This is a genomic window from Actinophytocola sp., from assembly GCF_036002505.1.
In the GTDB taxonomy this organism is placed as follows: domain Bacteria; phylum Actinomycetota; class Actinomycetes; order Mycobacteriales; family Pseudonocardiaceae; genus DASYTH01.
This window is the reverse complement of the sequence record NZ_DASYTH010000122.1, coordinates 57586-82453: the sequence shown is the minus strand read 5'-3', so window position 1 is coordinate 82453 and position 24868 is coordinate 57586. Positions and strand designations below refer to the sequence as shown.

The 24868-nt window shown below is 71.5% G+C and carries 23 protein-coding genes; 10 read left to right on the top strand and 13 right to left on the bottom strand.

Annotation, left to right across the window (positions count from 1 at the left end):
• The coding region (locus tag VGR06_RS10605) for an alpha/beta hydrolase (RefSeq protein ID WP_327558830.1) at window positions 1–695 on the bottom strand (695 nt) is incomplete at its 3' end.
• A gap of 342 nt (window positions 696–1037) precedes the next feature.
• On the opposite strand from VGR06_RS10605, the gene VGR06_RS10600 reads away from it, so the two are divergent.
• Window positions 1038–2045 carry a TerC family protein gene (locus tag VGR06_RS10600; RefSeq protein WP_327558829.1) on the top strand — a complete coding sequence of 336 codons (1008 nt, stop codon included), beginning with the start codon at window positions 1038–1040 and terminating at the stop codon, window positions 2043–2045.
• A 140-nt stretch (window positions 2046–2185) separates the two neighbouring features.
• On the opposite strand, the gene VGR06_RS10595 is transcribed toward VGR06_RS10600, so the two are convergent.
• From VGR06_RS10595 to VGR06_RS10565, 7 genes are all read right to left on the bottom strand, one after another.
• On the bottom strand, window positions 2186–2611 hold the full coding sequence (locus tag VGR06_RS10595) for a hypothetical protein (RefSeq protein ID WP_327558828.1): 426 nt from the start codon (window positions 2609–2611) through the stop codon (window positions 2186–2188).
• Between the two features lie 32 nt (window positions 2612–2643).
• A complete protein-coding gene (locus VGR06_RS10590; RefSeq protein ID WP_327558827.1) occupies window positions 2644–3087 on the bottom strand; it encodes a hypothetical protein in 444 nt (147 codons plus the stop codon).
• A complete protein-coding gene (locus VGR06_RS10585) occupies window positions 3084–4661 on the bottom strand; it encodes a multicopper oxidase family protein (RefSeq protein WP_327558826.1) in 1578 nt (525 codons plus the stop codon). Before VGR06_RS10585 ends, VGR06_RS10590 begins: the two co-directional genes overlap by 4 nt.
• A 76-nt stretch (window positions 4662–4737) precedes the next feature.
• Window positions 4738–4971: a hypothetical protein gene (locus VGR06_RS10580; RefSeq protein WP_327558825.1), complete on the bottom strand. Its 234-nt coding sequence runs from the start codon at window positions 4969–4971 to the stop codon at window positions 4738–4740.
• A gap of 186 nt (window positions 4972–5157) precedes the next feature.
• On the bottom strand, window positions 5158–5814 hold the full coding sequence (locus tag VGR06_RS10575; protein WP_327558824.1) for an RES family NAD+ phosphorylase: 657 nt from the start codon (window positions 5812–5814) through the stop codon (window positions 5158–5160).
• Window positions 5815–5817: 3 nt separating this feature from the next.
• Window positions 5818–6402 (bottom strand): DNA-binding protein, encoded by a 585-nt coding sequence (locus tag VGR06_RS10570; RefSeq protein ID WP_327558823.1) that lies wholly within the window; start codon window positions 6400–6402, stop codon window positions 5818–5820.
• A gap of 9 nt (window positions 6403–6411) precedes the next feature.
• The gene (locus VGR06_RS10565; RefSeq protein ID WP_327558822.1) at window positions 6412–6981 is read right to left on the bottom strand and encodes an HdeD family acid-resistance protein; all 570 of its coding nucleotides are present in this window, start codon (window positions 6979–6981) and stop codon (window positions 6412–6414) included.
• A gap of 109 nt (window positions 6982–7090) precedes the next feature.
• Between VGR06_RS10565 and VGR06_RS10560 the strand changes: the two genes are divergently transcribed.
• A complete protein-coding gene (locus VGR06_RS10560; RefSeq protein ID WP_327558821.1) occupies window positions 7091–9127 on the top strand; it encodes a beta-propeller domain-containing protein in 2037 nt (678 codons plus the stop codon).
• A gap of 314 nt (window positions 9128–9441) precedes the next feature.
• On the opposite strand, the gene VGR06_RS10555 is transcribed toward VGR06_RS10560, so the two are convergent.
• Window positions 9442–9942, bottom strand: coding sequence for an AMIN-like domain-containing (lipo)protein (locus VGR06_RS10555; protein ID WP_327558820.1), 501 nt, complete (start codon window positions 9940–9942; stop codon window positions 9442–9444).
• 143 nt (window positions 9943–10085) lie between these two features.
• Here VGR06_RS10555 and VGR06_RS10550 point away from each other — a divergent pair, with 143 nt between their 5' ends.
• Both VGR06_RS10550 and VGR06_RS10545 read left to right on the top strand, forming a co-directional pair.
• A complete protein-coding gene (locus VGR06_RS10550; protein WP_327558819.1) occupies window positions 10086–10589 on the top strand; it encodes a MarR family winged helix-turn-helix transcriptional regulator in 504 nt (167 codons plus the stop codon).
• Window positions 10586–12010 carry an MFS transporter gene (locus tag VGR06_RS10545; protein WP_327558818.1) on the top strand — a complete coding sequence of 475 codons (1425 nt, stop codon included), beginning with the start codon at window positions 10586–10588 and terminating at the stop codon, window positions 12008–12010. Before VGR06_RS10550 ends, VGR06_RS10545 begins: the two co-directional genes overlap by 4 nt.
• 39 nt (window positions 12011–12049) lie before the next feature.
• Here VGR06_RS10545 and VGR06_RS10540 read toward each other — a convergent pair whose 3' ends face one another.
• Window positions 12050–13372 carry a cytochrome P450 gene (locus VGR06_RS10540; RefSeq protein WP_327558817.1) on the bottom strand — a complete coding sequence of 441 codons (1323 nt, stop codon included), beginning with the start codon at window positions 13370–13372 and terminating at the stop codon, window positions 12050–12052.
• Here VGR06_RS10540 and VGR06_RS10535 point away from each other — a divergent pair.
• Genes VGR06_RS10535 through VGR06_RS10525 form a run of 3 tightly spaced genes read left to right on the top strand, consistent with a single transcriptional unit; the run spans window position 13371 to window position 15470 of the window.
• Window positions 13371–14150: an alpha/beta hydrolase gene (locus VGR06_RS10535; protein ID WP_327558816.1), complete on the top strand. Its 780-nt coding sequence runs from the start codon at window positions 13371–13373 to the stop codon at window positions 14148–14150. The genes VGR06_RS10540 and VGR06_RS10535 overlap by 2 nt on opposite strands.
• Window positions 14143–14625 carry a low molecular weight protein-tyrosine-phosphatase gene (locus VGR06_RS10530; protein WP_327558815.1) on the top strand — a complete coding sequence of 161 codons (483 nt, stop codon included), beginning with the start codon at window positions 14143–14145 and terminating at the stop codon, window positions 14623–14625. Before VGR06_RS10535 ends, VGR06_RS10530 begins: the two co-directional genes overlap by 8 nt.
• Window positions 14622–15470 carry a fructosamine kinase family protein gene (locus VGR06_RS10525; RefSeq protein WP_327558814.1) on the top strand — a complete coding sequence of 283 codons (849 nt, stop codon included), beginning with the start codon at window positions 14622–14624 and terminating at the stop codon, window positions 15468–15470. The genes VGR06_RS10530 and VGR06_RS10525 overlap by 4 nt, the downstream gene beginning before the upstream one ends.
• A gap of 129 nt (window positions 15471–15599) precedes the next feature.
• On the opposite strand, the gene VGR06_RS10520 is transcribed toward VGR06_RS10525, so the two are convergent.
• Window positions 15600–15974, bottom strand: a complete 375-nt coding sequence (locus tag VGR06_RS10520; RefSeq protein WP_327558813.1) for an FKBP-type peptidyl-prolyl cis-trans isomerase — start codon at window positions 15972–15974, stop codon at window positions 15600–15602.
• Between the two features lie 272 nt (window positions 15975–16246).
• Between VGR06_RS10520 and VGR06_RS10515 the strand changes: the two genes are divergently transcribed.
• On the top strand, window positions 16247–16915 hold the full coding sequence (locus VGR06_RS10515) for an SPFH domain-containing protein (protein ID WP_327558812.1): 669 nt from the start codon (window positions 16247–16249) through the stop codon (window positions 16913–16915).
• Between the two features lie 412 nt (window positions 16916–17327).
• Here VGR06_RS10515 and VGR06_RS10510 read toward each other — a convergent pair whose 3' ends face one another.
• Both VGR06_RS10510 and VGR06_RS10505 read right to left on the bottom strand, forming a co-directional pair.
• The gene (locus VGR06_RS10510) at window positions 17328–18182 is read right to left on the bottom strand and encodes a hypothetical protein (RefSeq protein WP_327558811.1); all 855 of its coding nucleotides are present in this window, start codon (window positions 18180–18182) and stop codon (window positions 17328–17330) included.
• A complete protein-coding gene (locus tag VGR06_RS10505; protein ID WP_327558810.1) occupies window positions 18182–18682 on the bottom strand; it encodes a SigE family RNA polymerase sigma factor in 501 nt (166 codons plus the stop codon). Before VGR06_RS10505 ends, VGR06_RS10510 begins: the two co-directional genes overlap by 1 nt.
• Window positions 18683–18852: 170 nt before the next feature.
• Here VGR06_RS10505 and VGR06_RS10500 point away from each other — a divergent pair, with 170 nt between their 5' ends.
• The gene (locus VGR06_RS10500; RefSeq protein ID WP_327558809.1) at window positions 18853–21918 is read left to right on the top strand and encodes a TIR domain-containing protein; all 3066 of its coding nucleotides are present in this window, start codon (window positions 18853–18855) and stop codon (window positions 21916–21918) included.
• Window positions 21919–22398: 480 nt separating this feature from the next.
• Entirely contained in the window at window positions 22399–24636 is a 2238-nt protein-coding gene (locus VGR06_RS10495) for a terpene synthase family protein (RefSeq protein ID WP_327558808.1), read from the top strand.
• Window positions 24637–24868: the final 232 nt, after the last annotated feature.

Below are 24868 nucleotides of genomic sequence, written 5' to 3'. Positions count from 1 at the left end.
GCCGCGCCCATGCCGGCGGCGAAGAAGATCCCGGCCCAGGACCGCTTGAATACGCCGTCGTCGCCGAACGCGTTGGGGGACGGGGTTTCCGGGGCACTCGACGACGATGCCGCCGAGTTGGGCAGCAGGGCCTGGCTCAGGTCGTTGTAGGTGATCACCGGCGCGAGCGTGTCCACCCGCGGGTCGGTGCCGGCCAGCAGCAGCGAGAGCGCCCCGCCGTAGGAGCCGCCGGTGACCCCGACCCGGGGGTCGTTCGCGCCGTCCTGCACCACGTCGTCCGGCTGCTTCGCCAGCCAGTCGACGAGCTGGCGGGCGTCGGCCACCTCGTAGTCCGGGGAGTTCAGCGCGATCTCACCACCGCTGCGGCCGAACCCCCGGGCTGACCAGGTGAGCACCACGAACCCGCGCTGCGCCAGCTCGCGCGCGTCGGAGTCCACGCTCTCCTTGGTGCCGCCGAAGCCGTGCGCCACCAGGATGGCCGGCGCCGGGCGGTGCTCCGGCAGGTACACGGTGGCGTCGAGGTCGACGTGCTGGTCGCGGGCCGGCCCGTCGGTCACCGGGATGACGAGGTCGCGGGTGTCCACCCGGGGCGGCGCGCCCCCGCTGTTCGCCCACACCAGGCCGGCCGTGCCGAGCACGAGGACGGCGAGCGCGGCGATGATCCAGCGCAGGCGCCGCCGAAGGATCCTGAGCACAGGCCAACGTTAGGGGATGTTGGCTGAGAGTAGCTGAGAAGGTGTTAAGGGCTCGGCGTTCAGCGCGTGTCGAGTCGCACCGGCGATACTGAGGGGGTGCGCAGCGTAACGTCGCCCGGCCGTCCGGCATTCCCGACCGGCGCTGTGCAAACCCTCATAGGGCCCAGGGTGGTGCTACCGGCCGTGACCGGAGACAATGTGGTCAGTGGAGGGGAGTATTCCTTCGCGGCGGGGTCGTCAGCACGGATCCTTCGGGGTCCCGGCGCCGCCGGCCGGCTGATTTCTCGCCAGCGGGAGAGACCTCCGGTTGACGGCGCATGCCCGCAAACCGGAGGCTGATGTATGAACATTCCCGCGTGGGTCTGGATCGCGACGATCGCCGGCCTGCTGTTGCTCCTTGCGATCGACCTGGTGATCGTCGATCGCAAGCCGCACGAGGTGACCGTCGGTGAGGCCGCCCGCTGGGTGGTGTTCTACGTCAGCTGTGCCGTCGCGTTCGGCATCGGCGTGTGGATGTTCTCCAGCGGGACCTATGCCGGGGAGTTCTTCGCCGGCTACATCACCGAGTACTCGCTGTCCGTGGACAACCTGTTCATCTTCCTGGTGATCATGTCGGCGTTCTCGGTGCGGCCCATGGACCAGCACAAGGTGCTCTTGGTCGGCATCCTGCTCGCGCTGATCCTGCGCGGGGTGTTCATCGCGGTCGGCGCCGCGGTGATCGCCCAGTTCAGCTGGGTGTTCTACGTGTTCGGCGGGTTCCTGGTCTACACCGCCTACAAGCTGTCCCGCTCCGGGCTCGGCGGTGAGGACGAGGAGTACCAGGAGAACCGGCTGACCCGGCTGACCCGCCGCTTCCTCCCGGTGACCGAGGGCTACCACGGCTCCCGGGTGTTCACCAAGGTCAACGGGAAGCGCTTCGCCACCCCGCTGTTCATCGTCATGGTCGCCATCGGCTCCGCCGACGTGATCTTCGCGGTGGACTCCATCCCGGCCATCTTCGGCCTCACCAAGGAGCCGTTCCTGGTCTTCACCGCCAACGCCTTCGCGCTGATGGGCTTGCGGCAGCTGTACTTCCTGCTCGGCGGCCTGCTGCGGAGGCTGCACTACCTCTCCGTCGGCCTCTCCGTCATCCTCGGCTTCATCGGCGCGAAGATGGTCCTCGAGGCGCTGCACGACAACTCGCTCCCGTTCCTCAACAGCGGCCAGTCGATTCCGGTGTGGACGATCAACATCGCGGTATCCCTCTCGGTGATCATCGGCGTGCTCGCCCTCACCACGCTCGCCAGCGTCATCAAGGCCCGCCGCACCGAACCGGCCCGCGACCCGGAGCCCGCCAACAACCAGAACTGACCGTGTTGAATTCAATGTGAGGGCTCGGGCCCCGTGCCACCGCCGCCGTAACCGGCTTGGCACGGACCGACTCCTCGGGCAGACCTCGTTCCTCGGCCTACCCTCGTCGCCGGTGAGCCCTCACAGGTGCCGACCGGCTGCTATCCGGCGGCCCCCTCCAGGTTCCCGCCGAGGACGCCCTGCACGCTGGTGAGGTAGTCCCGGGACCCGCCGGACACCGCCCACCGGTCGCCGACGAGGTAGGGACCGCCGTACGGCACGGCTTCGTCGAGCCAGTCGCGCTGGGTCGTGACGGTGTCGAAGTCGACCAGCACGAGCTTGGTGCCGCCGGCGTCGCAGGCGGCCTGGCGGAAGCCGGCCGTGGTGCCGGTGAGCTTCGGCTCGCAGCCCACGGCGACCGCGAGCTGCTGCACGGTCAGCGCCTGCGCCGGCTTGCCGCTCACGGTGGCCGCCGGCTGGTGCGCCTCGTGGTGCCGCGGTTGCTCAGTGCCTCCAACGCTGGCGCCGCAGCCGGCGGCCAGCAGCCCGGCGGCGGCCACGGCGAGAAGGCGTCGCGTGGCGGTCATACCTACCAATACGGAATCGGCGGGCGGGTTGTTCACGCGTCGAGGCGCCACCGGAGGGCGAACAGGCCGGCGAGGACGAGCTCGGCGGCGGCGAGGCCGGCGGCGGCACCGGCCGGGAACTCCCGGTAGAGGCCGGCACCGGTCAGCGCGCCGGCCAGCGCGGTGACGGCCAGGGCCAGGCTCAGGCACAGCCCGATCGCCGGCACGACCCAGGACTGCCCAAAGTAGACGCTGGCGGCCAGCACGCCGAACGCGGCCGCGACCAGGATGTGCGCCAGCCCGCGCGGCGTACCGGCGGGCCACTCGACCAGGGCGGCGGCCAGGTGACCGAGCTCGGCGGCCACCGCCAGCGCGGCCGGCTGCCACCGGCCGGTGAGCCAGTCCGGCACGGTTCGGGCCGGCGTGGCGGCACGCTGCCGCGGCCGGTTGTTGGCGGCGGACCTGGCCGCGGGTCGGGACCGGGTGCGGGTACTCATATGACTTCCACGTTGACCATCATGCCGGCGTCGCCGTGCTCGAGGTTGTGGCAGTGGAAGACGTACTTGCCGCGGTAGCCGGTGAAGCTCACCGCCAGGCGCATCCCCCCGTTGGGCACGAACACGGTGTCCTTCCAGCCGCCGTCCTGCGGCTCGGGCGCCGCGCCGTTGCGTTTGAGGATGCGGAAGTGCGCGCCGTGCAGGTGGATCGGGTGGGTCGCGTCGGCGGTCAGGTCCCAGATCTCGGTGCTGCCGAACGTGGGCTTGGCGTCGACCCGGGCGATGGCGAAGAGCTGGTTGTTGACCAGTGGCGGGCCCTTCACCCCGGGCGGGCCGATGAAGAAGCTGAACTTCCGGTCGGCCACGCCCTCGCTGCGGGGCGATGGCGGCGGCGCGGCGGTGAGCGTTTCCGGGATCCGGGCGTCGTCGGCGACCCGGCGGGCGACGTCGAAACGCATCACGTAGGCCGTGTTGGCCTCGCCCACGTTGTTGCGCAGCACCACTTTCGTGCCCGGCTGGTAGCGGGAGAAGTCGACCAGCACGTCGTAGCGCTCACCCGGGGAGATCACGAACATGTCGTAGCGCACCGGTTTGGGCAGCAGCCCCACGTCGCTGCCGATCTGCACGAACCCGTTGCCGCCGGGCGGGGGCGGGTCGAGCTCCAGCCGGTAGGTGCGCGCGTTGGAGGCGTTGAGCAGCCGCAGCCGGTACAGCGCGGCGTCCACCTCGTGCACCGGCCAGGCCACGCCGTTGACCGTGACGGTGTCGCCGAGCATGCCGGAGTGGTGGTACTGCTCGGTCACCCCCTCGCGCCGCATGGACGGGTCGACGAACGGGTAGAACAGCGCCCCGCCGGCGGAGAACGCCCGGTCGGCGATCATGAGCGGCACGTCCCGGGCGCCGCGCGGCAGCGGCAGCGCGTCCTCGGCCTCGTCGCCGAGCAGGTAGAACCCGGCCAGCCCGCGGTACACCGACGGGCCGGTGAAGCCCATCCGGTGGTCGTGGTACCACAGCGAGGCCGCCGGCTGGTCGTTCGCGTAGGTGTAGTCGCGGCTGCCCACCGCCGAGCCGGCCACCCCGTGCTGGGCGTGCGCCGCGAGGCCTGGCTCGAGCGTGCCGCCGACCGGGGTCACGTAGTCCACCGGGTAGCCGTCCTCGCGCGGCGGCAGGACCCCGCCGTGCAGGTGCACGACGGTCGGCACGGGCAGCTCGTTGCGGTGGGACACCACGACCGGCCGGCCGCGCCGGGCGACGATGGTGGGGCCCGGGAAGATGCCGTTGTAGCCCCAGATCTCGCTCTGCAGACCGGGCAGGAACTCGTGCTTGGCCACCGTCTGGCGGATCTCGTACCGGTCCGTGCCGCCCGCGGTGGACACCGGTTTCAGCACCGCCGGCACGGGGAGCGGGACGGTGAACGCGCCCGCCGGTGGCTTGGCCGCGGCGCTCGGGGCGGTCGGGCCGGCCGGATTGGTTCGGCGGGGGAGGCCCGCCGCCACGGCCGCGGTTCCGCCGGGGAGCGCCACCCCCAGGGTGCCGGCCAGCCCCCAGCGCAGCACCGCCCGCCGGTCAACCATGGCCCCGATCATGGTGCGGTGGCCGTGCCGGCCGCCATCCACGGTTATCCCTAGGTGCCGGGCGGTACCTAGGGGATCAGGCGGCGGCGGGGATCTCGACGAGGTCGAAGCGCGCGTGCAGCTCGGACCAGGTGGCGTGGTGGTGGCCGTCGATGGAGTGGTAGCGGCCGGTGGGATCGGGCCGCCAGGTGACCATGCGGTTGTCGCGGACCGTGGGGTGGTCGGCGGGGTCGGGGGCGGCGCTGAGGCTGGCGACGAGCCAGACCCGGGGGCGGGCGGCGGGTGCGGGGTGGTCGTCCTGGGGGTTCATCGCGGTGCCCTCCTGTACCGGATCGGATTGCTCTGTTCCATCATATCAGAACGGAATGATTCATTCCAATAGGCTGCGGGGGAAGCTCTGTCGGACCTGCCGGCCCTGGTGTGTCTGGTATCACGTTAGGGCGCTCTGAGCTGCGCGAACATCAGGGGAACACCCGGATCCGGGGTAGGGTTTTCCCTACCCCAGGGTGTAGTTGAGCTCCTGGCAGACCCGGGCCAGCGGCAGGTCGAGGCCGGGGTAGTCGAGCGGGACCAGCACGTCGGGGTTCCGGGGCAGGGCGGTGGCCGCGGGCGGCTCCCAGAGGCAGATCGCCGGGTCGCCGGAGTCCATCGAGGAGCGGTACCAGACGCCGTCCAGCCCGGGGTGCGCGGCCCGGATCGCCCGGGCCCAGGCCTGGGTCACCGGCTTGGGGCCGCTGCTGATCTCCTGGGAGGCGCCGGCCCGGGTGGGCCACAACCCGGCGAGGTCCAGCAGGTGCAGGGTCCGGCGCGGGCGGAGCACCACCAGGTGCGGGCGGCGGGTCGAGCGGTCCACCAGCGAGGTCGTCTGGAACACCTCGGCGACGCTGGTGCGCACGGAGAGTCCGAAGTAGAGCGTGCCGTGCCCGGGGCGGGTCGCCGGCGCGCCGCCGGGGCCTGGCGGGTGCGGGTCGAACCGGGCGTGCGGCAGCGGTCCGTAGAACCGGAACGAGTTCCAGCGCTGGCTGTGCCGGCCACCCGCGGCGAAGATCCTCACCAGCCGGGTCGCGCGGTGCACGGCGACGATGTCCTCGCTGGAGCGGAGCAGAGCTCTCAGGGTCTCGGGTGGGGGCGGCTCGTCGGGGAGCCGGGCCATGCGCTAGGCGGGTGTGCCCAGCATCGAGGCCAGCGCGGCCACCGGGGCCGGATCGCCGCCGGCCAGCAGCCATTCCCGGGGTGTGGCGGGCGAGCCGTTCAGCGGCAGATCCCGTTGCGGGGTGGTCATGAACGCCGCGACCACGAGCGGCGGCTGATCGTCCGGCACGGCCTGGAGCACGGCCTCGAGCCCGGGCAGCACGCCGGAGTTGGTGAACTGCCAGGCCGGCAGCCGCCAGCCGCCCCGGTCCTTCCAGCCGGACAGCTGGCCGACGGCGAGCCGGTGGCGGATGCGGCTGGTGTCCACGCCGACGGTGCCCGCGGCGTCGTTCGCGGTGAGCGCCGAGTCCCGCAGCACCGCCTGGGCGGCGACCGCACGCGCCCGGTGGTCCACCTCGCCGGGCCGGCGCGGTCGCAGGTCCAGGCCGACGTCGGTGAGCGCCTGCCGCTGCGCGGCGCTGAAGTAGTCGGCCGGGTCGGGGTCGGCGGGGGACAGTTTTCGGGCGGCGTCCTCGACGAGGCTCAGGAACTCGTCGGGATCGACCCGGAGCCCGGCCTTGGCGAGCACGCTTCTCAGCGCGGCGGTCACCCACCCATGTTAGCTCGTGCGTGCGCCTTCGTGCGCGATGCTGTCCCGCAGCGTGCGCAGCCGCAGTCCGAACATGATCAGGCCGACGCCCCAGACGATGGCGAACGTGGCGATGGCGATCACCAGGCCGAGCGCGCCGGTGGCCGGCTGGACGATCAGCAGGACGCCGAGGATCACGCAGACCGCGCCGGTGAGCCCGAGGAACCACTCGTTGTCGATCACCTTGCGCAGCCGGATCGCGGCCGCGATCTGCAGCACGCCGGCCACCAGCGCCCACAGCGCGATGATCACCAGCAGGACCAGCGCGGTGATCTGCGGCCAGAGGAACGTGATCACCCCGACGGCGATGCCGGCCACGCCGAGCAGCCCGTAGATCAACCGCAGCTCGCCCGGCGCGGCGCGGTTCGCCAGGCCGATCCCGACCGCGGCCACGCCGTCGACAAGCGTGTAGGCACCCCAGAGCAGCACCAGCGCGAGCACCGTGATGTCCGGCCACACGATCGCCAGCAGTCCAAACAGGACGGCCAGCGCGCCGCGCAGCACGATCATCCACCACCGCTGAACCAGCAACTCCAACATGAGTGGCTCCCTACGGGTCGGACCCCTGCCGACTCATCGTCGTGCCGGCCAGGGCACCCGGCAAGCCGGATGATGCAACCCTGGTATGGCAGCGCACCGTCCTGGCGGCATGAAGCCCTATTTAGCGCGGTGGCTGCGGATCGCGGTGCCGGTGGTCGCGGTGGCGGCCGTGGTGGTCGGGTTGGTCGGGTTCGGCGGCTCCGGCGGGTTCCAGGACAAGCGGCTGGAGGTCGTCAGCGGGACCGGGGCGATCAGCCTGGTGGCATACGACAGCTGCCAGTCGGCGCTGGACGAGCTGCGCGGGGCGGTGCTGCCGCTGGTGGGGCCGTACGGGCTGGGCGGATCCGGGATGATCGCCGAGGACTCGGCCGGCGGGCGGGTGCCGCCCATGCCCCTGCCGCCCGGCGCGGTGCCGAAGGCGCCGAACGGGGCCGGGGCGGCCGCCCCCGAGCGTGCCGCACCGGCGGAGAGTGCGCCCGGGCCGGCGCAGGCGCCCGACCACTCCTCGACGAACACGCACGAGGCGGGCGTGGACGAGCCGGACCTGGTCAAGACGGATGGCCGGCGGCTGGTCACGATCACCGACGGGAAGCTGCGCGTGATCGATGTGGCGTCCCGCAAACTCGTTGCCACGCTGCAGGTTCCAGGCGGGCCGGCGACGCAGCTGCTGCTCAGCGGCGACCGGGCGCTGGTGATCACGGGGCCGGACGGGCTGATGGTGCCGGACGGGCGGCCGGTGCCGGGGAAGCGCCCGGCCGTGCCGTACAACGGGTATCAGTCGCAGCTCGTGCTCGTCGACCTTTCCGGTGGGGCGGCGGTGATCGGCACCCTCTCGGTCGAGGGCGGCTACCTCGACGCGCGCCAGCTCGGGCCGGTCGCCCGGGTGGTGGTGCGTTCCGCGCCCCGGCTGGCGTTCGTGTACCCGGACGGCACGCGCTCGCAGGAGGAGGCGCTGCAACGCAACCGGGAGATCGTGCGGAGCTCGCCGGTCTCGGACTGGTTGCCGCGGTACCGGTTGGAGCAGGGCGGCCGGGTGAGCTCCGGCCAGCTCGTCGACTGCCCCGCGGTGAGCCACCCGGAGAGCTACACCGGCACGTCCATGCTGACCGTGCTCACCTTCGATCTCAGCCGGGAGCTCGGCACCGGCGATCCGGTGTCCATTGTGGCCGATGGGGATACCGTGTACGGCACGGGTTCCAGTCTCTATGTCGCCGACGACCACAACCTGCGCCGGCAGTTCGGCGGCGGGCCCGCGGTGCCGCCCGGCGGGTTCGCGCCGCAGCCCGCGCAGCGGACCGAGGTGTACCAGTTCGACATCTCGCGGCCGGGCAAGCCGGTGTTCGTGGCGTCCGGCGGGGTCGAGGGCGTCCTGCTCAACCAGTACTCGCTGTCGGAGTTCGGCGGGCGCCTGCGCATCGCGACCACGTTCAACCAGCCCGGCCCGTGCTGCGACCAGCCGGGCAGGTCGGAGAGTATGATCACTGTCCTGGCGCGCAACGGGGACGGGCTGGCGCCGGTCGGCAAGGTGGCCGGACTCGGTGTGGGTGAACGGATCTACGCGGTGCGGTTCTTCGGTCCGGTGGCCTACGTGGTCACCTTCCGGCAGACCGACCCACTGTACACAGTGGACCTATCGGATCCGGCGCACCCGCGGGTGGCGGGCGAACTGAAGATCAACGGATACTCCGCGTACCTGCATGCCGCCGGGGACGGCCGGCTGATCGGCGTCGGCCAGGACGCCACCGAGGCGGGCCGGCGGACCGGCACCCAGGTTTCCCTGTTCGACATCGGGAACCTCGCCGCGGCCCGCCGCGTCGCGCAGTTCCAGCTGACCGGCGGGACGTCCGAAGTGGAGTACGACCCGCACGCGTTCCTGTACTGGCCGGAGAAGGGGCTGCTGGTGGTGCCGGTGATGGAACAGTGGCGGGGCGAGCGCGGCAAGCCGGCCGGTGGCGCGCTGGTGCTCAAGCTCGGCGGTGACGCGTTCACCGAGCTCGGCACGATCGCGCACCCGTCCGACCCCTACGGCGGCATGGTGCGCCGCGCCCTGGTCATCGGCGACGAGCTCTGGACCGTCTCCGCGGCCGGCGCACAGGCGAACGCCGTCGACGGGCTGGCCCAGCGCGCCTGGATTCCGTTCACCTAGCACGAGGCCGCACTTCGTGATGTTCGCCATGTTGGCCCCTGACGTCGCCATGTTGGCTTGTGGCGTCGCTGTGTTGGCTTGGGGCGTCGTCGTGTTGGCCGGGTGTGCGTCGGGGTTGCCGTCCGCGGTGTCCGGCGGCGTCGTCACCGGCCAACACACCCACGCCAGAGACCAACACGGCGACGTGGCGCGCCAACACGGCGACGTGAGACGCCAACATGGCGACGAAATGCGGCGCCGTACTCGATGTCATGAATGCCACACTTGGGCCGGTGAATGTCCCAAGTGTGGGCATTCCTATGACCGGTTACCGGTTAGTGACCGACGTCGATGACGACCCGGTTGGGGGCGATGAGCGTGAACACCCGGACCCAGGACTGGTAGCGGATGCCGAGCCCGATCGAGACGTAACCCTCGAAGTCTCCGGTGAGGCCGACAGCCATCACGTTGTGGAGGTTGCGGGTGCGGAACCGCTGCGGCTGGGGGTAGCTCGGGTTGCCGCCCCGGTCGTGGGCGTATGCCGGATTCACCACGACGCTGACGAAGTATTCGCCGGCGAGCCAGAATATCTCGCCGGAGCCGTCCTGGATCAGCTCGTCGGTGACCTCGTAGCGGACGTCTGGGCGTTGCCCGTCGGACATGTCCAGCACGACCCGGTCGAAGCCGGTGTTGAGGCCGGTGCGGATGTTGGTGAGCACCTGGATGGCGGGTTGGGTGGCCGACGAGGCCGGGGTGGCGGCGACCGCGAGGACGCTGCCGAGCACGATGGCAATGGTGCCGAGCGCGGTGAGCCCGCGTCGGAGATGAGTGGTCAACTCTGACCTCCTGCCGGGAGTAGCAATGGGTTTCCCAGCGCCGGGTTGCTTATCGAGACGTTCGGCCGGGCCGCGGGTTGCCTTATTTCGGCGGCGAAATGTGGGTTCACAGAAATGTGAGCCGGCCAAAGTAAGCTGGTCACATGGAACCGCGGGACTCGGTTGACGAGCACCTCGATCGCTGGCTGCCCCTGCGACCGGATCTCGACCCGGTACTGGAGGCCGCGGTGACCCGGATGGCATTTCTGGCAAGACACCTGCACCGGGTGAAGGAGCGGGGCCTGGCGCGGCATCAGCTGCAGGAGTCCGAGTACTCCACGCTCAAGGCGCTGGCCGCGCGCCGCGGCCGCGCCGTCCCCTCCGAGCTGGTGGCCGACCTGCGGGTCTCGCCGGCCGCGATGACCGGCCGGCTGGACACGTTGGAACAGCGGGGTTTCGTGCAGCGCACACCGTCCGCTGTGGACCGCCGGCGGGTGGACGTGGAGCTGACCCCGGCCGGCTACGACGCCTGGCGCGCGGCGGTCTCCGCGGTGGGGCGGGAGGAGGAGCGCATCTTCGCCGCGCTCTCGCCGGCCGACCGCAAGCGGCTGGCCGACCTGCTGCGCCGGCTGCTCGTGCTGGCGGAGAGCTCGCCGGGCGGCGGGTGACCGGCCGCGACGTGACCGCCCGCGACGTCACCGAGCAGGCGGCCGACCCGCGGCGCTGGCGGGCGTTGCTGGTCACCCTGGCCGGCGGGTCCATGGTGCTGCTGGACATCACGATCGTCACGGTCGCGGTGCCGTCCATCCAGCACGGGCTGGGCGCCTCGGTCAGCGGCGTGCAGTGGGTGGTCTCCGGCTATCCCCTGATGTTCGGCCTGGCGCTGGTGGCCGGCGGGCGGCTGGGCGACGCGCTCGGCCGGCGCCGGATGTACCTCATCGCGCTCACCGGGTTCGTGCTCACCAGCGCGCTGGCCGGGGCGGCGCCGACGCCGGCGCTGCTGATCGTGGCCCGGCTGCTGCAGGGACTGGCCGGCGGCTTGATCACGCCGCAGAACGCCGGACTGATCCAGGACCTGTTCCGCGGCGCGGAGCGGGGCCGGGCGTTCGGGCTGCTGGGCTCCACGGTCGGATTCTCCACCGCGGTGGGCCCGGTGCTCGGCGGAGTGATCATCGACGGGTTCGGCGAGGCGGACGGCTGGCGGTGGGTGTTCTACGTGAACGTGCCGATCGGCGCGCTCGCCCTGGTGCTCGCCGCCCGCCTGGTGCCGGGCACCGGCCGGCCGGCGCGCCGCGCGGACGTCGACGTGCTGGGCATGCTGCTGCTCGGGCTCGCCGTGCTGTGCGTGCTGTTTCCCGTGGTGCAGTCGGAAAGCGGCGGGCTGTGGTGGCTGTTCCTCCTGGCCGGCCCGCTGGCGCTGCTGTTCCTGCGCTGGGAGCGGCGGCGGATCGCGCGGGACCGGGCGCCACTGCTGGACGTCCGGCTGCTCACGACGATCCCGGGCTACCCGGCCGGAGCGACCATCGGCGCGGTGTACTTCGCCGGGTTCAGCGGGATCTGGCTGGTGTTCGCGCTGTTCCTCCAGTCGGGGCTGGGTTTCTCGCCGCTCGAGTCCGGGTTGCTGGTGACCCCGTTCGCGCTCGGCTCCTCGGCCGGCTCCATGATTGCCGGGCGGCTGCTGCACCGCTGGGGCCGCCGGGTGACCGTGGCCGGGTTGTCCACCGCGGCCGCCGGGCTGGCGGTGCTCGCGGCCGTCGTGCCGGTCACCCCGCCGGACCGGCTCGGCCTGGTGATCACCGTGCCGCTGCTGGTGGCCGGCATCGGCGGGGGAGCGGTGGTCGCGCCCAACATGTCGCTCACCCTGTCCGGCGTGCCGGCCAGCATGGGCGGCGCGGCCAGCGGCCTGGTCCAGACCGGTCAGCGGATAGGCAGCGCGATCGGCACCGCCCTGCTGGCCGCCGTGTTCCACGCCGCCGGCACCGGGAAGTCCGCGCTGGGCACGAGCCTGGCTATGGCCTGCGCGGCCATCCTGGTGCTGATCGCCCTCGCCCTGGCCGTCCGCGAGCTTCGTGGTGGGCGGGTGCCCTGAAGGTGACCTTCAGGGCGTTGAACGTCCCGAAGGTCACCTTCAGGGCACTCGGGTTCGCCAGCGGATCGGGAGGCTCTTGATCCCGTTCTGGAAGTTGGAGCGCAGCCGCACCGGTTCGCCCGCCGGCTCGAGCTCGCCGAGGAGGTCGAGCACGGCGGCGAACATGGCCCGCAGCTGCACCCGGGCCAGATGCGCGCCGAGGCAGAAATGCGGGCCGTGGCCGAACGTGAGGTGGTCGTTCGGGGTCCGGTCCGGGCGGAAGGTGTCCGGGTCGTCGAACGCCGCCTCGTCGCGGTTGGCGGCGGAGAACCAGACCACCACCTTCTCGCCGGCCCGGATGCGGACCCCGGCGAGCTCGGTGTCCACCGTGGCCGTGCGGCGGAAGTGCATCACCGGTGTCCACCAGCGCAGCATCTCCTCGACGGCGGCCGGCAGCAGCGCCGGATCGCGCCGCAGGGCCCGCTGAGCGTCCGGAGTGGACAGTAGGCCGATCATCCCGCCGGGCAGGCCGTTGCGCAGGGTTTCGTTGCCCGCCACGGAGAACAGCCAGAACAGGTTCTCGAACTCCTCGATGGCCACCTGGCCGCCCGCGTCGTCCCGGTGCCGCATGAGGTTGCTCATCACGTCGTCGCCCGGGTGCCGCCGCTTGTACTCGCCGAGCTCGGCGGCGTACCCGTAGAGGTCCGGCATTCCTTGCCGGGTACGGGGATCCGGCATCCGCCCGGCCGCGTCCGGCACCGGGCGCAGGGCGATCGCCCGCCGGGCCATCCCGGTGGAGCCGCCCGCGCCGGCGTGCGCGCTGACCGCGTACTCCGGGTCCTGGTAGCCGATCACCCGGTTGCTCCAGTCGAACAGCAGCCAGCGGTCCTGGGCCGGCACACCGAACACCTCGGCCAGGGTGAGCAGTGGCAGGTCCGCGGCGACCTCCTTGGCGAAGTCGCACTCGCCCCGCTCGGCGACCGCGGCGACCAGGTCGCGGGCCCAGCCTTCGATCCTGTGCTCCAGCCGGGCGACGGCGCGCGGAGTGAAGGCCTTCGTGAGCAGGCCGCGCAGCCGGAAGTGCTCGGGTGGATCCAGGTTGAGCATCATCCGGCGGACGTACGCGAGCGCCTCCGGGGTGGCCGGGTCGCGGATCTGGGTGGCGCCGAGCTGCGAGGAGAAGATCTCCGGATGGCGCAGCACGTGCCGCACGTCCGCGTGCCGGAGCACCGCCCAGAACCCCGGTCCCGCCGGCCAGCCGTCCACTTCCGGCTCGTCCAGCCACACCACCGGCGACTCACGGCGCAGGCGGGCGAGTGCCGCGTACGGGACGGCGTCGACATACGTGTCCGGGTTCAGGATCGTGCCGGCGTCGCTGCCCATGGCCGCCATTCTGTACCGTGCGGAGATCATGGGCATGTATGTGGATCGCGGCGGCTCCGGTGACCCCGTGCTGCTGCTGTTGCACGGACTCGGGGCGACCGGGACCGTGTGGCTCGAGCTCGCCGAACTGCTGCCGCGGCACTGGCCCGGGTCCTGGGTGATCCCCGACCTGCCCGGCCACGGCCGCTCGGATCCGTTGCCGCGCTACACCTTCGGCGCCCTGGCCGCCGCGGTGGCGGAGGCCGTCGAACCCGGGCGCCGGATAGCGGTGCTGGGCCACTCGCTGGGCGGCGCGGTCGGGCTGGCGCTGGCCAGCGGCTGGTTCGGCGTTCAGGTCGGTGCCGTGTGCGGTCTGGGGATCAAGGTCCGCTGGTCGCCGGAGGAACTCGCCCGGAGTACCGAGCTCGCCGCGCGCCCGGCCCGCGCGTTCCCCACCCGCGAGGCGGCCGTGGAGCGCTCCCTCAAGATCGCCGGCCTCACCGGGCTGCTCGCCCCCGACTCACCGCTCGCGGCCCCCGGCATCACGCGCGGCGACGACGGCTGGCGGCTCACCCTCGACCCCGCCGCGTTCGCCGTCGGCGCCCCCGACATGCCCGGTCTGCTCACCGCCTGCCGCGCCGAGGTGATCCTCGCGGCGGGGGAGCACGACCCGATGTCACCCCGGGAGCACCTGCTCGCGCTGCAGTCCGACCCGGTGACCCTGCCCGCCCTCGGCCACAACGCCCACGTCGAGGACCCGCTGGCGCTGCTCGACATCCTGGATCGGCTCGATGGCTGAGCTGCACGTCTGCTTCGTGTGCTCGGGCAACATCTGCCGCTCGCCGATGGCGGCGCTGGTGTTCGGCGAGCACCTCCGCCGGGCCGGGCTCGACGGCCGGGTCCGGGTCACGAGCGCCGGCATCGGGCCATGGCACGCCGGCGACCCGGCGGACGCACGTGCCGCACGGACCCTTGCCGCACACGGCTATCCGACCCAGCACGTCGCCGCGCAGGTGGACGAGGACCACCTGGCCGCGGACCTGCTGCTGGCCATGGACTCCGGGCACCGGCACGCGCTGCGCGATCTGCTCGCCCATCAGGGTTCCGACGCCGGCCGGGTGCGGATGTTCCGCTCGTTCGACCCTGGCGCCGGCGATCTCGACGTGCCGGATCCGTACTACGGCGGGCGCCGCGACTTCACCGAGGTGCTCACGATGATCGAGTCGGCGGCGCCCGGCCTGCTGACCTGGGTCCGGGACCGGCTCGGCTCGTGACCCGGTCCGCGCCCGACGCCGTCACCGCGCTGACCGGCCGGCGGGTGACCGCCAGCCGGCCGCTCGCCGGGCACCTCACCGCCGTGGAGCTGGCCGGCGGGGACGCCGTCGTGGCCAAGCGGCATGCCGGGCCGAGCGCCGCGCTGGCCGAGGCGACGTCGCTGGCGTGGCTCGCCGAGCCGGCGATGGTGCGGCTGCCGCGGGTGCTCGGCTCGGACCGGCACTGGGTGATCATGGAGCGGGTGCCGGAGGGCCGGCCGGCCGCGCGGGCCGCCGAGGCCTTCGGGCGCGATCTCGCCGCGCTGCACCGGGCCGGGGCGCCGGCGTTCGGCGCCGGGCCGCCGGGCGGTCCGGCCCAGGCCTGGATCGGCAACGCCCGGATGCCCAACGAGCCGGCCGCGGCGTGGCCGGAATGGTATGCGCGGCAACGGATCGAGCCCTACCTGCGGCAGGCGGTGGACAGCGGGGTGCTGGACTGGACGGCCGCCCGGGTGCTCGGCGAGGTGTGCACGCGCATCGAGGACCTGGCCGGCCCGCCCGAGCCGCCGGCGCGGCTGCACGGCGACCTGTGGTCCGGCAACGTGCTGTGGACGGACGAGGTCTGGCTGATCGACCCGGCGGCGCACGGCGGACACCGCGAGACCGACCTGGCCATGCTGCAGCTCTTCGGCTGCCCGCACCTGGACCGGATCCTCGCCGCCTACCAGGAGTTCGCGCCGCTGGCACCCGGCTGGGCCGAGCGGGTGCCGCTACACCAGCTGTTTCCGCTGCTGGTGCACACCGTGCTGTTCGGCTGGAGCTACGCCGCCCAGGCCACCGCCGCGGCCCGGGCCGCCCTGCGCTAGTCCGCCTCTCCGCAATTTCGATGCGGTGGTTGCGTCACCGCGGAACGCTGCGACGGTGTGGTGGATCGTGGCCGGGTGCCGTCACGGTCCCCTGAGGTGCGGTTGGCTGGGGCGAGGTTTTCCAATTCCCTAGCTGACTCCCAGCAGGTCCACCACGAAGATCAGCGTCTCGCCCGGCTTGATCACGCCGCCGGCACCGCGGTCGCCGTAGGCCAGGTGGGGCGGGATGACCAGCCGGCGGCGGCCGCCGACCTTCATGCCGGACACGCCGCGGTCCCAGCCCGGGATCACCTTGCCGCCGCCGAGCGGGAAGCTGAACGGCTGGCTGCGGTTCCAGGAGGCGTCGAACTCCTTGCCGGAGGCGTGCGAGACGCCGACGTAGTGCACGGTGACGTTGCTGCCCGGCGTGGCCTCGGCACCCCCGCCGACGGTGATGTCCTCCACGACCAGGTCGGCCGGTGGGGCGCCGTCCCCGGCATCGACGTTGGGCCTCTCCAGTGCCATGCGGTGACTCCATCCCTCGGGTGACTGTGCGGTCCGACCCTATCCGGAGGGCGTCGACCGCGCGGGACAGGCGCGCTGGCACGCAGCGTGACGGGATTGTCTACCGCGGTAAGCGGATAGCGAATATCGGACCACAACATCCTCGAGACCTGATGGATAGGGACCAAGGGCTATAGCTATTCGGCCAAACGGCACTCACAATCTGGCCATGCCGTCTTGTCCGGTTTGACGAACTCAGGGCCGGCGGTCAGGCGTGAGTGAGGTGATCGACCATGTTGACCAGCGTGCCCTTCATCGATCATGCATGGGAGGCGGTCGACGGCTGGCTCAAAGGGGTGCTGATCGCCGCGGCGTCCGTGATCCTGCTGGCCAAGAGCGCCAAGTACGTCAACCAGGACGAGATCGGTCTGCGCCACCTACGGGGCAAGGTGCGGCGCAACGCCAAGCCGATCGGGCCGGGCTGGGCGTTCCACGTGCCGTTCGTCGGCGGGGTGCTCAAGCGCTCGTCGCTGCCGCAGACCTGGCAGCTCAACGTGCAGGTGCCGCGGGACGAGCGGACCTGGGACACGCACTACTCGATCACCTTCGTGGTCAACCCGGACCTGCTCTACCAGTCCTGGTACGGGCACCAGGACCCGGACGAGTACCTCCGCACCGCGTGCACGTCGATGCTCTGGCACACCCTCAAGAACGCCGAGGCCACGCCGGACGCCGTGGACCACGCCGAGGTGCAGCGGCGGGTGCTGGAACCGGTCAGCCAGGCGTTGGAGCTGGTCGGGGTCCGGCTGCTCGAGCTGCACCACCGGTGGACCGCCGAGACCACGGCCTCCCAGTTGGGCAGCGCGATCCGGTCGGCCCGCCCCGACGCCGGCGTCCAGGTCGCCGCGGTCGCCTCCCTCAACGGCAACGGCCACGTGCTGGAGGTCGAGGGAGCTTCGTGACCTGGCCATTGCCGGCGGAAATTTTGCCGGTGTGGCTTGATGGTGGGCGGGGTGGTGTTGGCGGGTGGCGGAGTCGTTGGCGGTCGCCTGGCTCGCCGGGGTGGACTTGGTCGCGTTGGCGGGCGGCGGTCTGGTGGGGTGTGCGGCTTGAAATTGGCTGGGGAAGTGGGTCGGCGGCCAGGTTGGTCGGGCGCCGGTTTCCGGATGGAGCCGGTTTGCTATTGCACGCAGTGGTCAAAAGATCAGCGTTTGGGGCTCGCTACCCGCGCTCACCGCGGCTGGCGACCCCGAACAACGATCATGAAGCCCACCGTCACCCACTCGTGCCACGCTGGCTCCATCAGCCCCACCCCGGGTCGCGAAGCGGCCCGCATCTTGGTCAGCGGCCAGCCGGGCGCGGCCACACGCACCACTACCTGAGTGTGAACGCCGGGTCGGTGACCAGCGCGATCATCTGCTGCTCGGTCAGCGGGAACCGGGACCGGGTGCCGCCCGGGTTCGGCTGACCGAAACGCTCGGCGACCTCATTGGAGACCTTGTCGTCGTTGCTCAGGCCGACCACGCTGCCGTCGGACCGGTAGAGCAGGGCGTACAGGCCGCTGACTCGGCTGAGCGTGTGCTCGGTGGCTCCTGGCTCCCCGTTTTCCCCCAGGACCAGCGTGCTGCCGCCGGGCTGGGGAATCGTGTCGCAGCGCAGGTGCTTTCCGTCGGGCAGAGTGGCCTCGACCGCCGGTTTTCCGTCCCGGCCGACCAGATTCGGGTTACACGCGGTGTCCGCGGTTCCGTAGACCCCGGGTCCGGCGACTTCCAGGTAGAACGCGGCCGGGCCGGCGTCGTCGGTGAACTCGACCTGGCTGATGAGCTGCGCCCACAGCCTCACGTCGTACCGGTTGTACTGCTTGAAGTCCCCCACGCTGACCTGCTGGGTCGCGGGCAGCACCGTGCCGATCACCTGCCGCAGGTGTGCCCGGTTGCGGCCGGCGGCGCCGGACAGGTCGTGCGGGTCGGTCGGATCTGGTTGCGGCGATGGGAACTCCGTGGAGATGGGCGGGCCGATGTCGGCCGGCTCGGCGCCGGTCAGATTCGTGGCGGACGCGGCCACCACGGCCGCGGCGAGCGCGACCACGGCCACCACGGCGCCCATCGTCGCGCGCCGCTGGCGCAGCCGCCGGGCCGCGCGGGTCGCCACCTCGTCCGGGTCGATACCCAGTGCCGGCTCGGCCAACGCCAGGCCGCGCAGGCGGTTCACCAGCTCGCTCTCGTCCATCAGGCCACCGCCTCCCACCGTTCGATCACCGCGCGCAATGCGTCGAGGCCGCGGGCGGTCTGGCTTTTCACGGTTCCTTCCGAGCAGCCGAGCGCCGTGGCGACGTCCGCGACCGGCAGATCCGCGCAGAACCGCAGCACCACCGCCGCGCGCTGCCGGGGCGGGATCTTGCCGAGCGCCCGCACCAGCACATCGCTGAGACCGCTTTCGCCCGGCTCGGACGCGGGCGCCTCCGGCAGCACCCCGTCCCGCCGTTCCCTGCGCCGCCACGGCCGCCGCTGCTCGTCCAGCCAGCAGCGCAGCAGCACCCGCCGGGTGTAGTTGTCGATCCGCTCGCTCCGCTGCATGCGTGGCCACACCCCGTAGAGCTTGATCAGCGCGTTCTGGGTCAGGTCCTCGGCGAGATGCCAGTCCCCGCACAGCAGGTACGCCGTGCGGCGCAACGCGATCGTCCGCGCCCGCGCGAACTCCCGGAAGCTCGCGTCCTCTTCGCCTCGCACCCGACACCTCCCATCCCGGTTACGGCATTACCTACGCACGTGCGGCCGGCCCAGGTTGCATTTTCCGGTCAACGCGTCAAGATCAACCAATTGCATACCCTGACCAGGAACCGTCCACGTCCGTTATGGGATGCTGATGTTGTGGGCTCGGGGTGCGTGGTGAGGTTCGGATGACCAATGTGACTCTGCCGGTGCACCGGACCATTCTTGTCGTCGATGTGGAGCGGTCGACCCGCACCCGCGCCGGTGAGGATCTGGTCCGCTACGCCGTCCACGAGGCGCTCGAGGAGGCGTTCCGGCACTCCCAGATCCCGTGGGAGGGCTGCGTTTCCGAGGACCACCAGGAGGGCACCATCATCCTGGTGCCGCCGGACGTGCCCAAGCGGCTGCTGGTGGATCCGCTGCCGGAGTTCCTGGTGCGGGAGCTCAGCGCGCACAACAGCTTGTACCCCGAGGAGGAGCGGACCCGGCTGCGGATGGCGCTGCACGCGGGCGAGGTGGCGCACGGCGAGGTGGGCAGCAGCGTGCTCGCCCGCAACGCGGTCGACCCGGCCATCACCCTGGCGTTCCGGCTGGTGAGCTCCGCCGCATTGCACACCGCCATGGCGGAATCCTCCGGGATTCTGGGAATGATCGTGTCCTCGTATTTCTACGAGGAAGTGGTGCGCCACCATCCGACCATTGACCCGAGAATCTACCGGTCGGTCCGGGTGGGCACGACACAGAGCACGGCGCAGGCGTGGGTCAGCCTGCCCGACGACCCCCGGGCGCGTTTCGTGGCCGAGCCGGGGCACGGCCCGGTCGCCGCCGGCCGGACCGAGCGGGCCGACGTGGTCGTGTGCGCGGGCGCCGCCGACCGGTCCTGGGCCGAGTGGATCGCCTGGCAGCTACGTGAGGCCGGGCACGTGGTCGAGATCGACGAGTGGACCGTGACCGCCGGCGAGAACCTCGTCGACCGGCTGGAACTCGTGCGCGACCGCGGTGACCGCGCTTTGGTCGTGCTGTCCACGGACTTCCTCCGGGTGGCCCGGACCATGTCGGAGAGCACCGCCGCGTTCGCCCGCGGCACCGGCGTGATCCCGGTGCGGGTCGACCCGATCGACGTCGGCGGGCTGATCAGCGACCGGGCCGTCGTGGACCTGGTGCACACCGGCGCGGAGACCGCCCGCGAGCGACTTCTCGCCGCCCTGCAGGGAAACCGCGTGCCGCGCTCCGCCCCCGCGTATCCCGGCGAGGTGGCGCACCCGGGTACCGGTGCTCCCGGCGCCACCACCGCCGGCCTACCGAGACCGCGCCGGAAGTCGGCCCTGCTCGTGTATGCCGAGCCGGACAGCAACTCCGCGGTGGAGCTGGTCGACGCGCTCCAGGTGCTGATGGACGAGGGCGTGCTGGCCAGCATCGACGAGCGCCCGGTGACGTGGGCGGCTGGTGAGGATGTCGACCCCCGGGCCCGCGAGGCGGCCACCGTGCTGCTGCTGGTGACCCGGGACCTGCTGGCCACCGAGTACGGGCTGAGCAACGAGCTGCGGATCATCCTCACCCGGCATGACAACCGGCACACCGTGCTCATCCCGATCCTGGTCAAACCCGCGGTCTGGGAACGCCAGCCGTTCGCCCGGATCGCCCCGCTGCCCACCGGCGGCACCCCGGTGCAGCAGTGGTCGAACCGCGAGCGGGCGTTGAAGAACATCGTGGACGGGGTGCGCATGGCCGCCCAGCGCGGGCGGCGGCGCGGCTCCGGCGCCCGGGCCGCCACGGGAAAGCGGCGCACGGTCTACGACCTGGGCGACGTGTTCAAGCAGTCCGGCCTGCCCACGCACACCTTCGTCGAGCCGGAGGACTTCGTCGGGTTCAAGATGGCCCTGCGCCAGCCCGGGCTCGGGGTCGTGCTGGAAGGCCCGTCCGGGATCGGCAAGACCACGTGGCTGCGGCAGGCCTTCGAGCGCGACGGTGACCGGCTGGGCCGCCCGTCGATCCTCTCCGCCCGGAAAGCCGAGCACGTGGCGCGGATTCGCCGGTTGGACGGCAGCCACACCGGAATCGTCGCCGTCGACGACTTCCACCGCCTGCCCACCGAGCTGCAGGACCGGTTGGCCGACCTGCTCAAGGTGCTGGCCGACGATGACACCTCGCCGGGCAAGCTGGTGATCGTCGGAATTCCCGGCACCGCGCGGAACCTGATCGACTTCGCGTCCGACATCGTCAACCGGGTCAAGGTGTTCGAGCCGCAGCCGGCCACCGAGAGCCTGGTGCTGCAGATGATCGAGAAGGGGGAGCAGGCGCTCAACATCACCTTCGACGGCAAGGCGGAGATCGCCCGCGCGTCGGCGGGCAGCCTGCAGACCGCGCAGATGCTCTGCTACGAGCTGGCGGTTCTGGCCGGCATCGAGCAGACCGTCGAGCAGCACGTGGACGTCCGGACCGACAGCGCGCAGGCCCGGGCGAAGGTCATCCAGCATCTCGAGCTCAAGTACCAGGCCGCGGTGGACGGGTTCATCGTGCTGGACCAGCCGTCCGAGCCGCTGTGCATCGAGTTGCTCATCCAGCTCGCCGGCACGGCCGACGGGATCGTGTGCCTCGACGATGTCGCCGCCGCCCGGCCGCACCTCGCGGCCGCCATTGCGCGGGTGTTCGTCGCCGGCCTGCCGCGGGGTCTCGCGGCCGCGCACCCGCAGATCGCCGAGCACCTGTACTACGATCCCGGTGCCCGGCGGCTGATCGCCGACGACCCGCAGTTCCGGTTCTACCTCAACCAGCTCAGCCGCGACGAGCTGCTGGAGGCGGCCGGCAAGCGGCTGCCGGTCACCCGCGACCAGGTGTTCGTCAGCTACAGCCACCGGGACGCCGACTGGCTCGACCGGGTGCTGGTGCACCTGCGCCCGCTGGAGCGGCTCGGCATCGTCGACGTCTGGTCGGACCGCCGGCTCGAGTCCGGGGACGTGTGGCGCAAGGAGATCGTGGCCGCCCTGGACCGGGCCCGGGTGGCTCTGCTGCTGGTCAGCTCGGACTTCCTGGCGTCGGACTTCATCGACGCCGAGGAGCTTCCGCCACTGCTGGCCGCGGCGGACCAGGGCGGCTGCCGGGTCGTGCCGATCCAGGTGCGGCCCAGCGTGTTCGACAGGATCCCGGCCCTGGCGTGCTACCAGGGTGTTCCCGGTGACACGACGCTCAGCGAACTGCCCGCGGCCGAGGCCGACCGGGTGCTGGCGAACCTGGCCCGGGAACTGTTCGGCTGACGACCCGGCCAGAGGGTTGTGCACATCCCGGTTGGGAGTGGTGGGCCGCCGGGCGGTGTTCGTTCCGACTGGCCCGACGTTGCTGTGACTCTGCGTAGACCTGCTCGTCGGCTGTGGGCCGAGCGTGACGAACGCGTCCTTCCTCACGCCTAGGGCGACCAAGGACGCTTTCCCCGCCTCACCTCCGCACCTCTGGAGATCGCCTGCCCAGCTCAGGCCTGATGCGCAAACAGTTGATCATTCACAACTTCGGACTGGCGAGGGTGGGCCGGAGGCCTGCCCGAGCGGTCGGACCAGTGACCAGCTCTGCCAACCCGGACACCGAACGGCACGCTGGCCCACCGCGAGCAACCGGCAGCCGACCACCCGCCAACGCAACCACGGACCCTTGTGCAGAACCCTCCTTCATCGGACAGCACCGTCCGGGTATCGCCCAGGCGGACGATGCGGCGGCGGGCCCGCACGTGCGAATGTCCTTGCATGCAGCAGTCGTTCCGGTTGCCCGAGTTCTACATGCCCTATCCCGCCCGGCTGAACCCGAACCTCGAGCGCGCCCGGGCGCACAGCGCCGCCTGGGCCAAGGAGATGGGCTTCCTCGACGCGCCCAAGCCGGGTGGCGGGGTGGTGTGGGACGCCGCCGCGCTCGCCCTCATGGACTACGCGCTGATGTGCGCGTACACCCATCCGGACTGCGACGGCCCGGCGCTCGACCTGATCACCGACTGGTACGTCTGGGTGTTCTTCTTCGACGACCACTTTCTCGAGCAGTACAAGTATTCCGGGGATGTCCAGGGCGCGCGGGCCTACCTCGACCGGCTCGAACGGTTCATGACGCTCGAGGGTGAGGAGGCGCCGGAACCGACGAACCCGGCTGAGCGCGGTCTCGCCGACCTGTGGGCGCGCACCGTGCCGTCGATGTCGGACGGGTGGCGCCGCCGGTTCATCACCAGCACCCACAACCTGATGGTGGAGTCGTTGTGGGAGCTGAACAACATCAACCTCGGCCGGATCGCCAACCCGATCGAGTACATCCAGATGCGGCGCCGGGTCGGCGGTGCGCCCTGGTCGGCGAACCTGGTCGAGTACGCGGTCGGCGCCGAGGTCCCGGACGAGCTCGCGGCGCTGCGGCCCATGCGGGTGCTGTCGGACACCTTCTCCGATGCCGTGCACCTGCGCAACGACCTGTTCTCCTACCAGCGCGAGGTCCGGGAGGAGGGGGAGAACGCCAACGCCGTGCTGGTGCTGGAGAAGTTCTTCGGCTGCCGCACGCAGGAGGCCGCCGAACTGGTCAACGATCTGCTCACGTCCCGGCTGCAGCAGTTCGAGGCGACCGCGCTGACCGAGGTGCCGGCCCTGCTGGCCGAGCACGCCGCACCGGGCGCGGACTGGGCCGGCGTCGCCGCGTACGTGAAAGGACTGCAGGACTGGCAGGCCGGCGGGCACGAGTGGCATCTGCGCTCCAGCCGGTACATGAACGAGGGCGCCGTGCTCGCCGGCCCGACCGGTCTCGGCACCTCCGCCAGCCGGGCGTTCGCCACCGTGCGGCTGGGCCTGCGCGGCCGGGTCCGGCAGCACGCCTTCGTGCCGTTCCAGCCGGTCGGCCACCTGCCGCTGCCCGAGCTGTACATGCCCTATCCGTTCCGGATCAGCCCGCACCTGGACGCCACCCGGGAGCACGCGGTCGAATGGGCCGCGGCGGTAGGAATGTTCGACTCCGTGCCGGGACTGGAAACCGGCGGGGTATGGGACGAGCGGCGGTTCCGGGCCCTGGACCTCTCCCACTGCGCGTCGATGATCGACGCCGACGCGAGCCGGGAGCAGCTCGACCTGTCCTCGGACTGGCTGTCCTGGGGCACGTACGGCGACGACTATTTCCCCGAGGTGTTCGGCCGAACCCGGAACCTGGCCGCGGCCAAACTGTCCCACGGGCGGTTTCCGGCGTTCATGCCACTCGACGGCGAGGCCGTGCCGGAGCCGGCCAACGCGCTCGAGCGCGGGCTCGCGGATCTGTGGGAGCGCACCGCGGGCCCGATGCCCGCGCTCGCCCGCCGGCGGTTCCGCGCCGCGATCCTGGAGATGACCGAAAGCTGGCTGTGGGAGCTGGAAAACCAGGCCCACAACCGGATTCCCGACCCGGTCGACTACGTCGAGATGCGCCGGGCCACGTTCGGCTCCAACCTGACGATGAGCCTGGCCTGGCTCGCGCACGCCGAGCGCGTTCCCGAGGGACTGCTGCGGCACGGGGTCATCCGCGAGCTCGACACCGCCGCCCAGGACTACGCCTGCTTCACCAACGACCTCTTCTCCTACCAGAAGGAGATCGAGTTCGAGGGGGAGTTCCACAATCTGGTCCTGGTCGTGCAGAACTTCCTCGGCGTCGACCGGTTCGCCGCCCGGGACGTCGTGGCCGGCCTGATGACCGAACGGATGAAGCAGTTCGAGCACATCGTGGCCGGGGAGTTGCCGGCGCTGTTCGAGGAGCTCGACCTCGAAGAGCCGGTTCGGGACGTTATCCGCCGGCACGCCGACGGTCTCAAGGAATGGATGTCCGGAATTCTCGAATGGCACCGCAAGTGCGCCCGCTATACCGAGGCCGAACAACGCCGGCTGCACCCGGCCGCACACCGTCCCCCGGATTTCTCGTTCGTGCCAACCGGCCTCGGCACGTCGGCGGCCCGGCTGGCGGTCGCCCGCCCGGCCGGAGTGACGGTCGAATAACGCTCGCGTCCCCCGTTTGCCGTAACGTTTTTCGGCTACTTTCAGACATCAGGTCGGGGGCGAGCACTTCCCAGCGATCGGCATGGGCTGCGATGATGACAGGCGGTGCCCGCGCCACTCGGGGCGTCACGATCGTGGCCTGTTGGCGGGGTTACGGGTACCGGGAGGTCATGGCAGTGCTAGCGTATCGCCGGCCCCGAGACGGTCGTCTGACGCCGGGCAGCCGCACCTT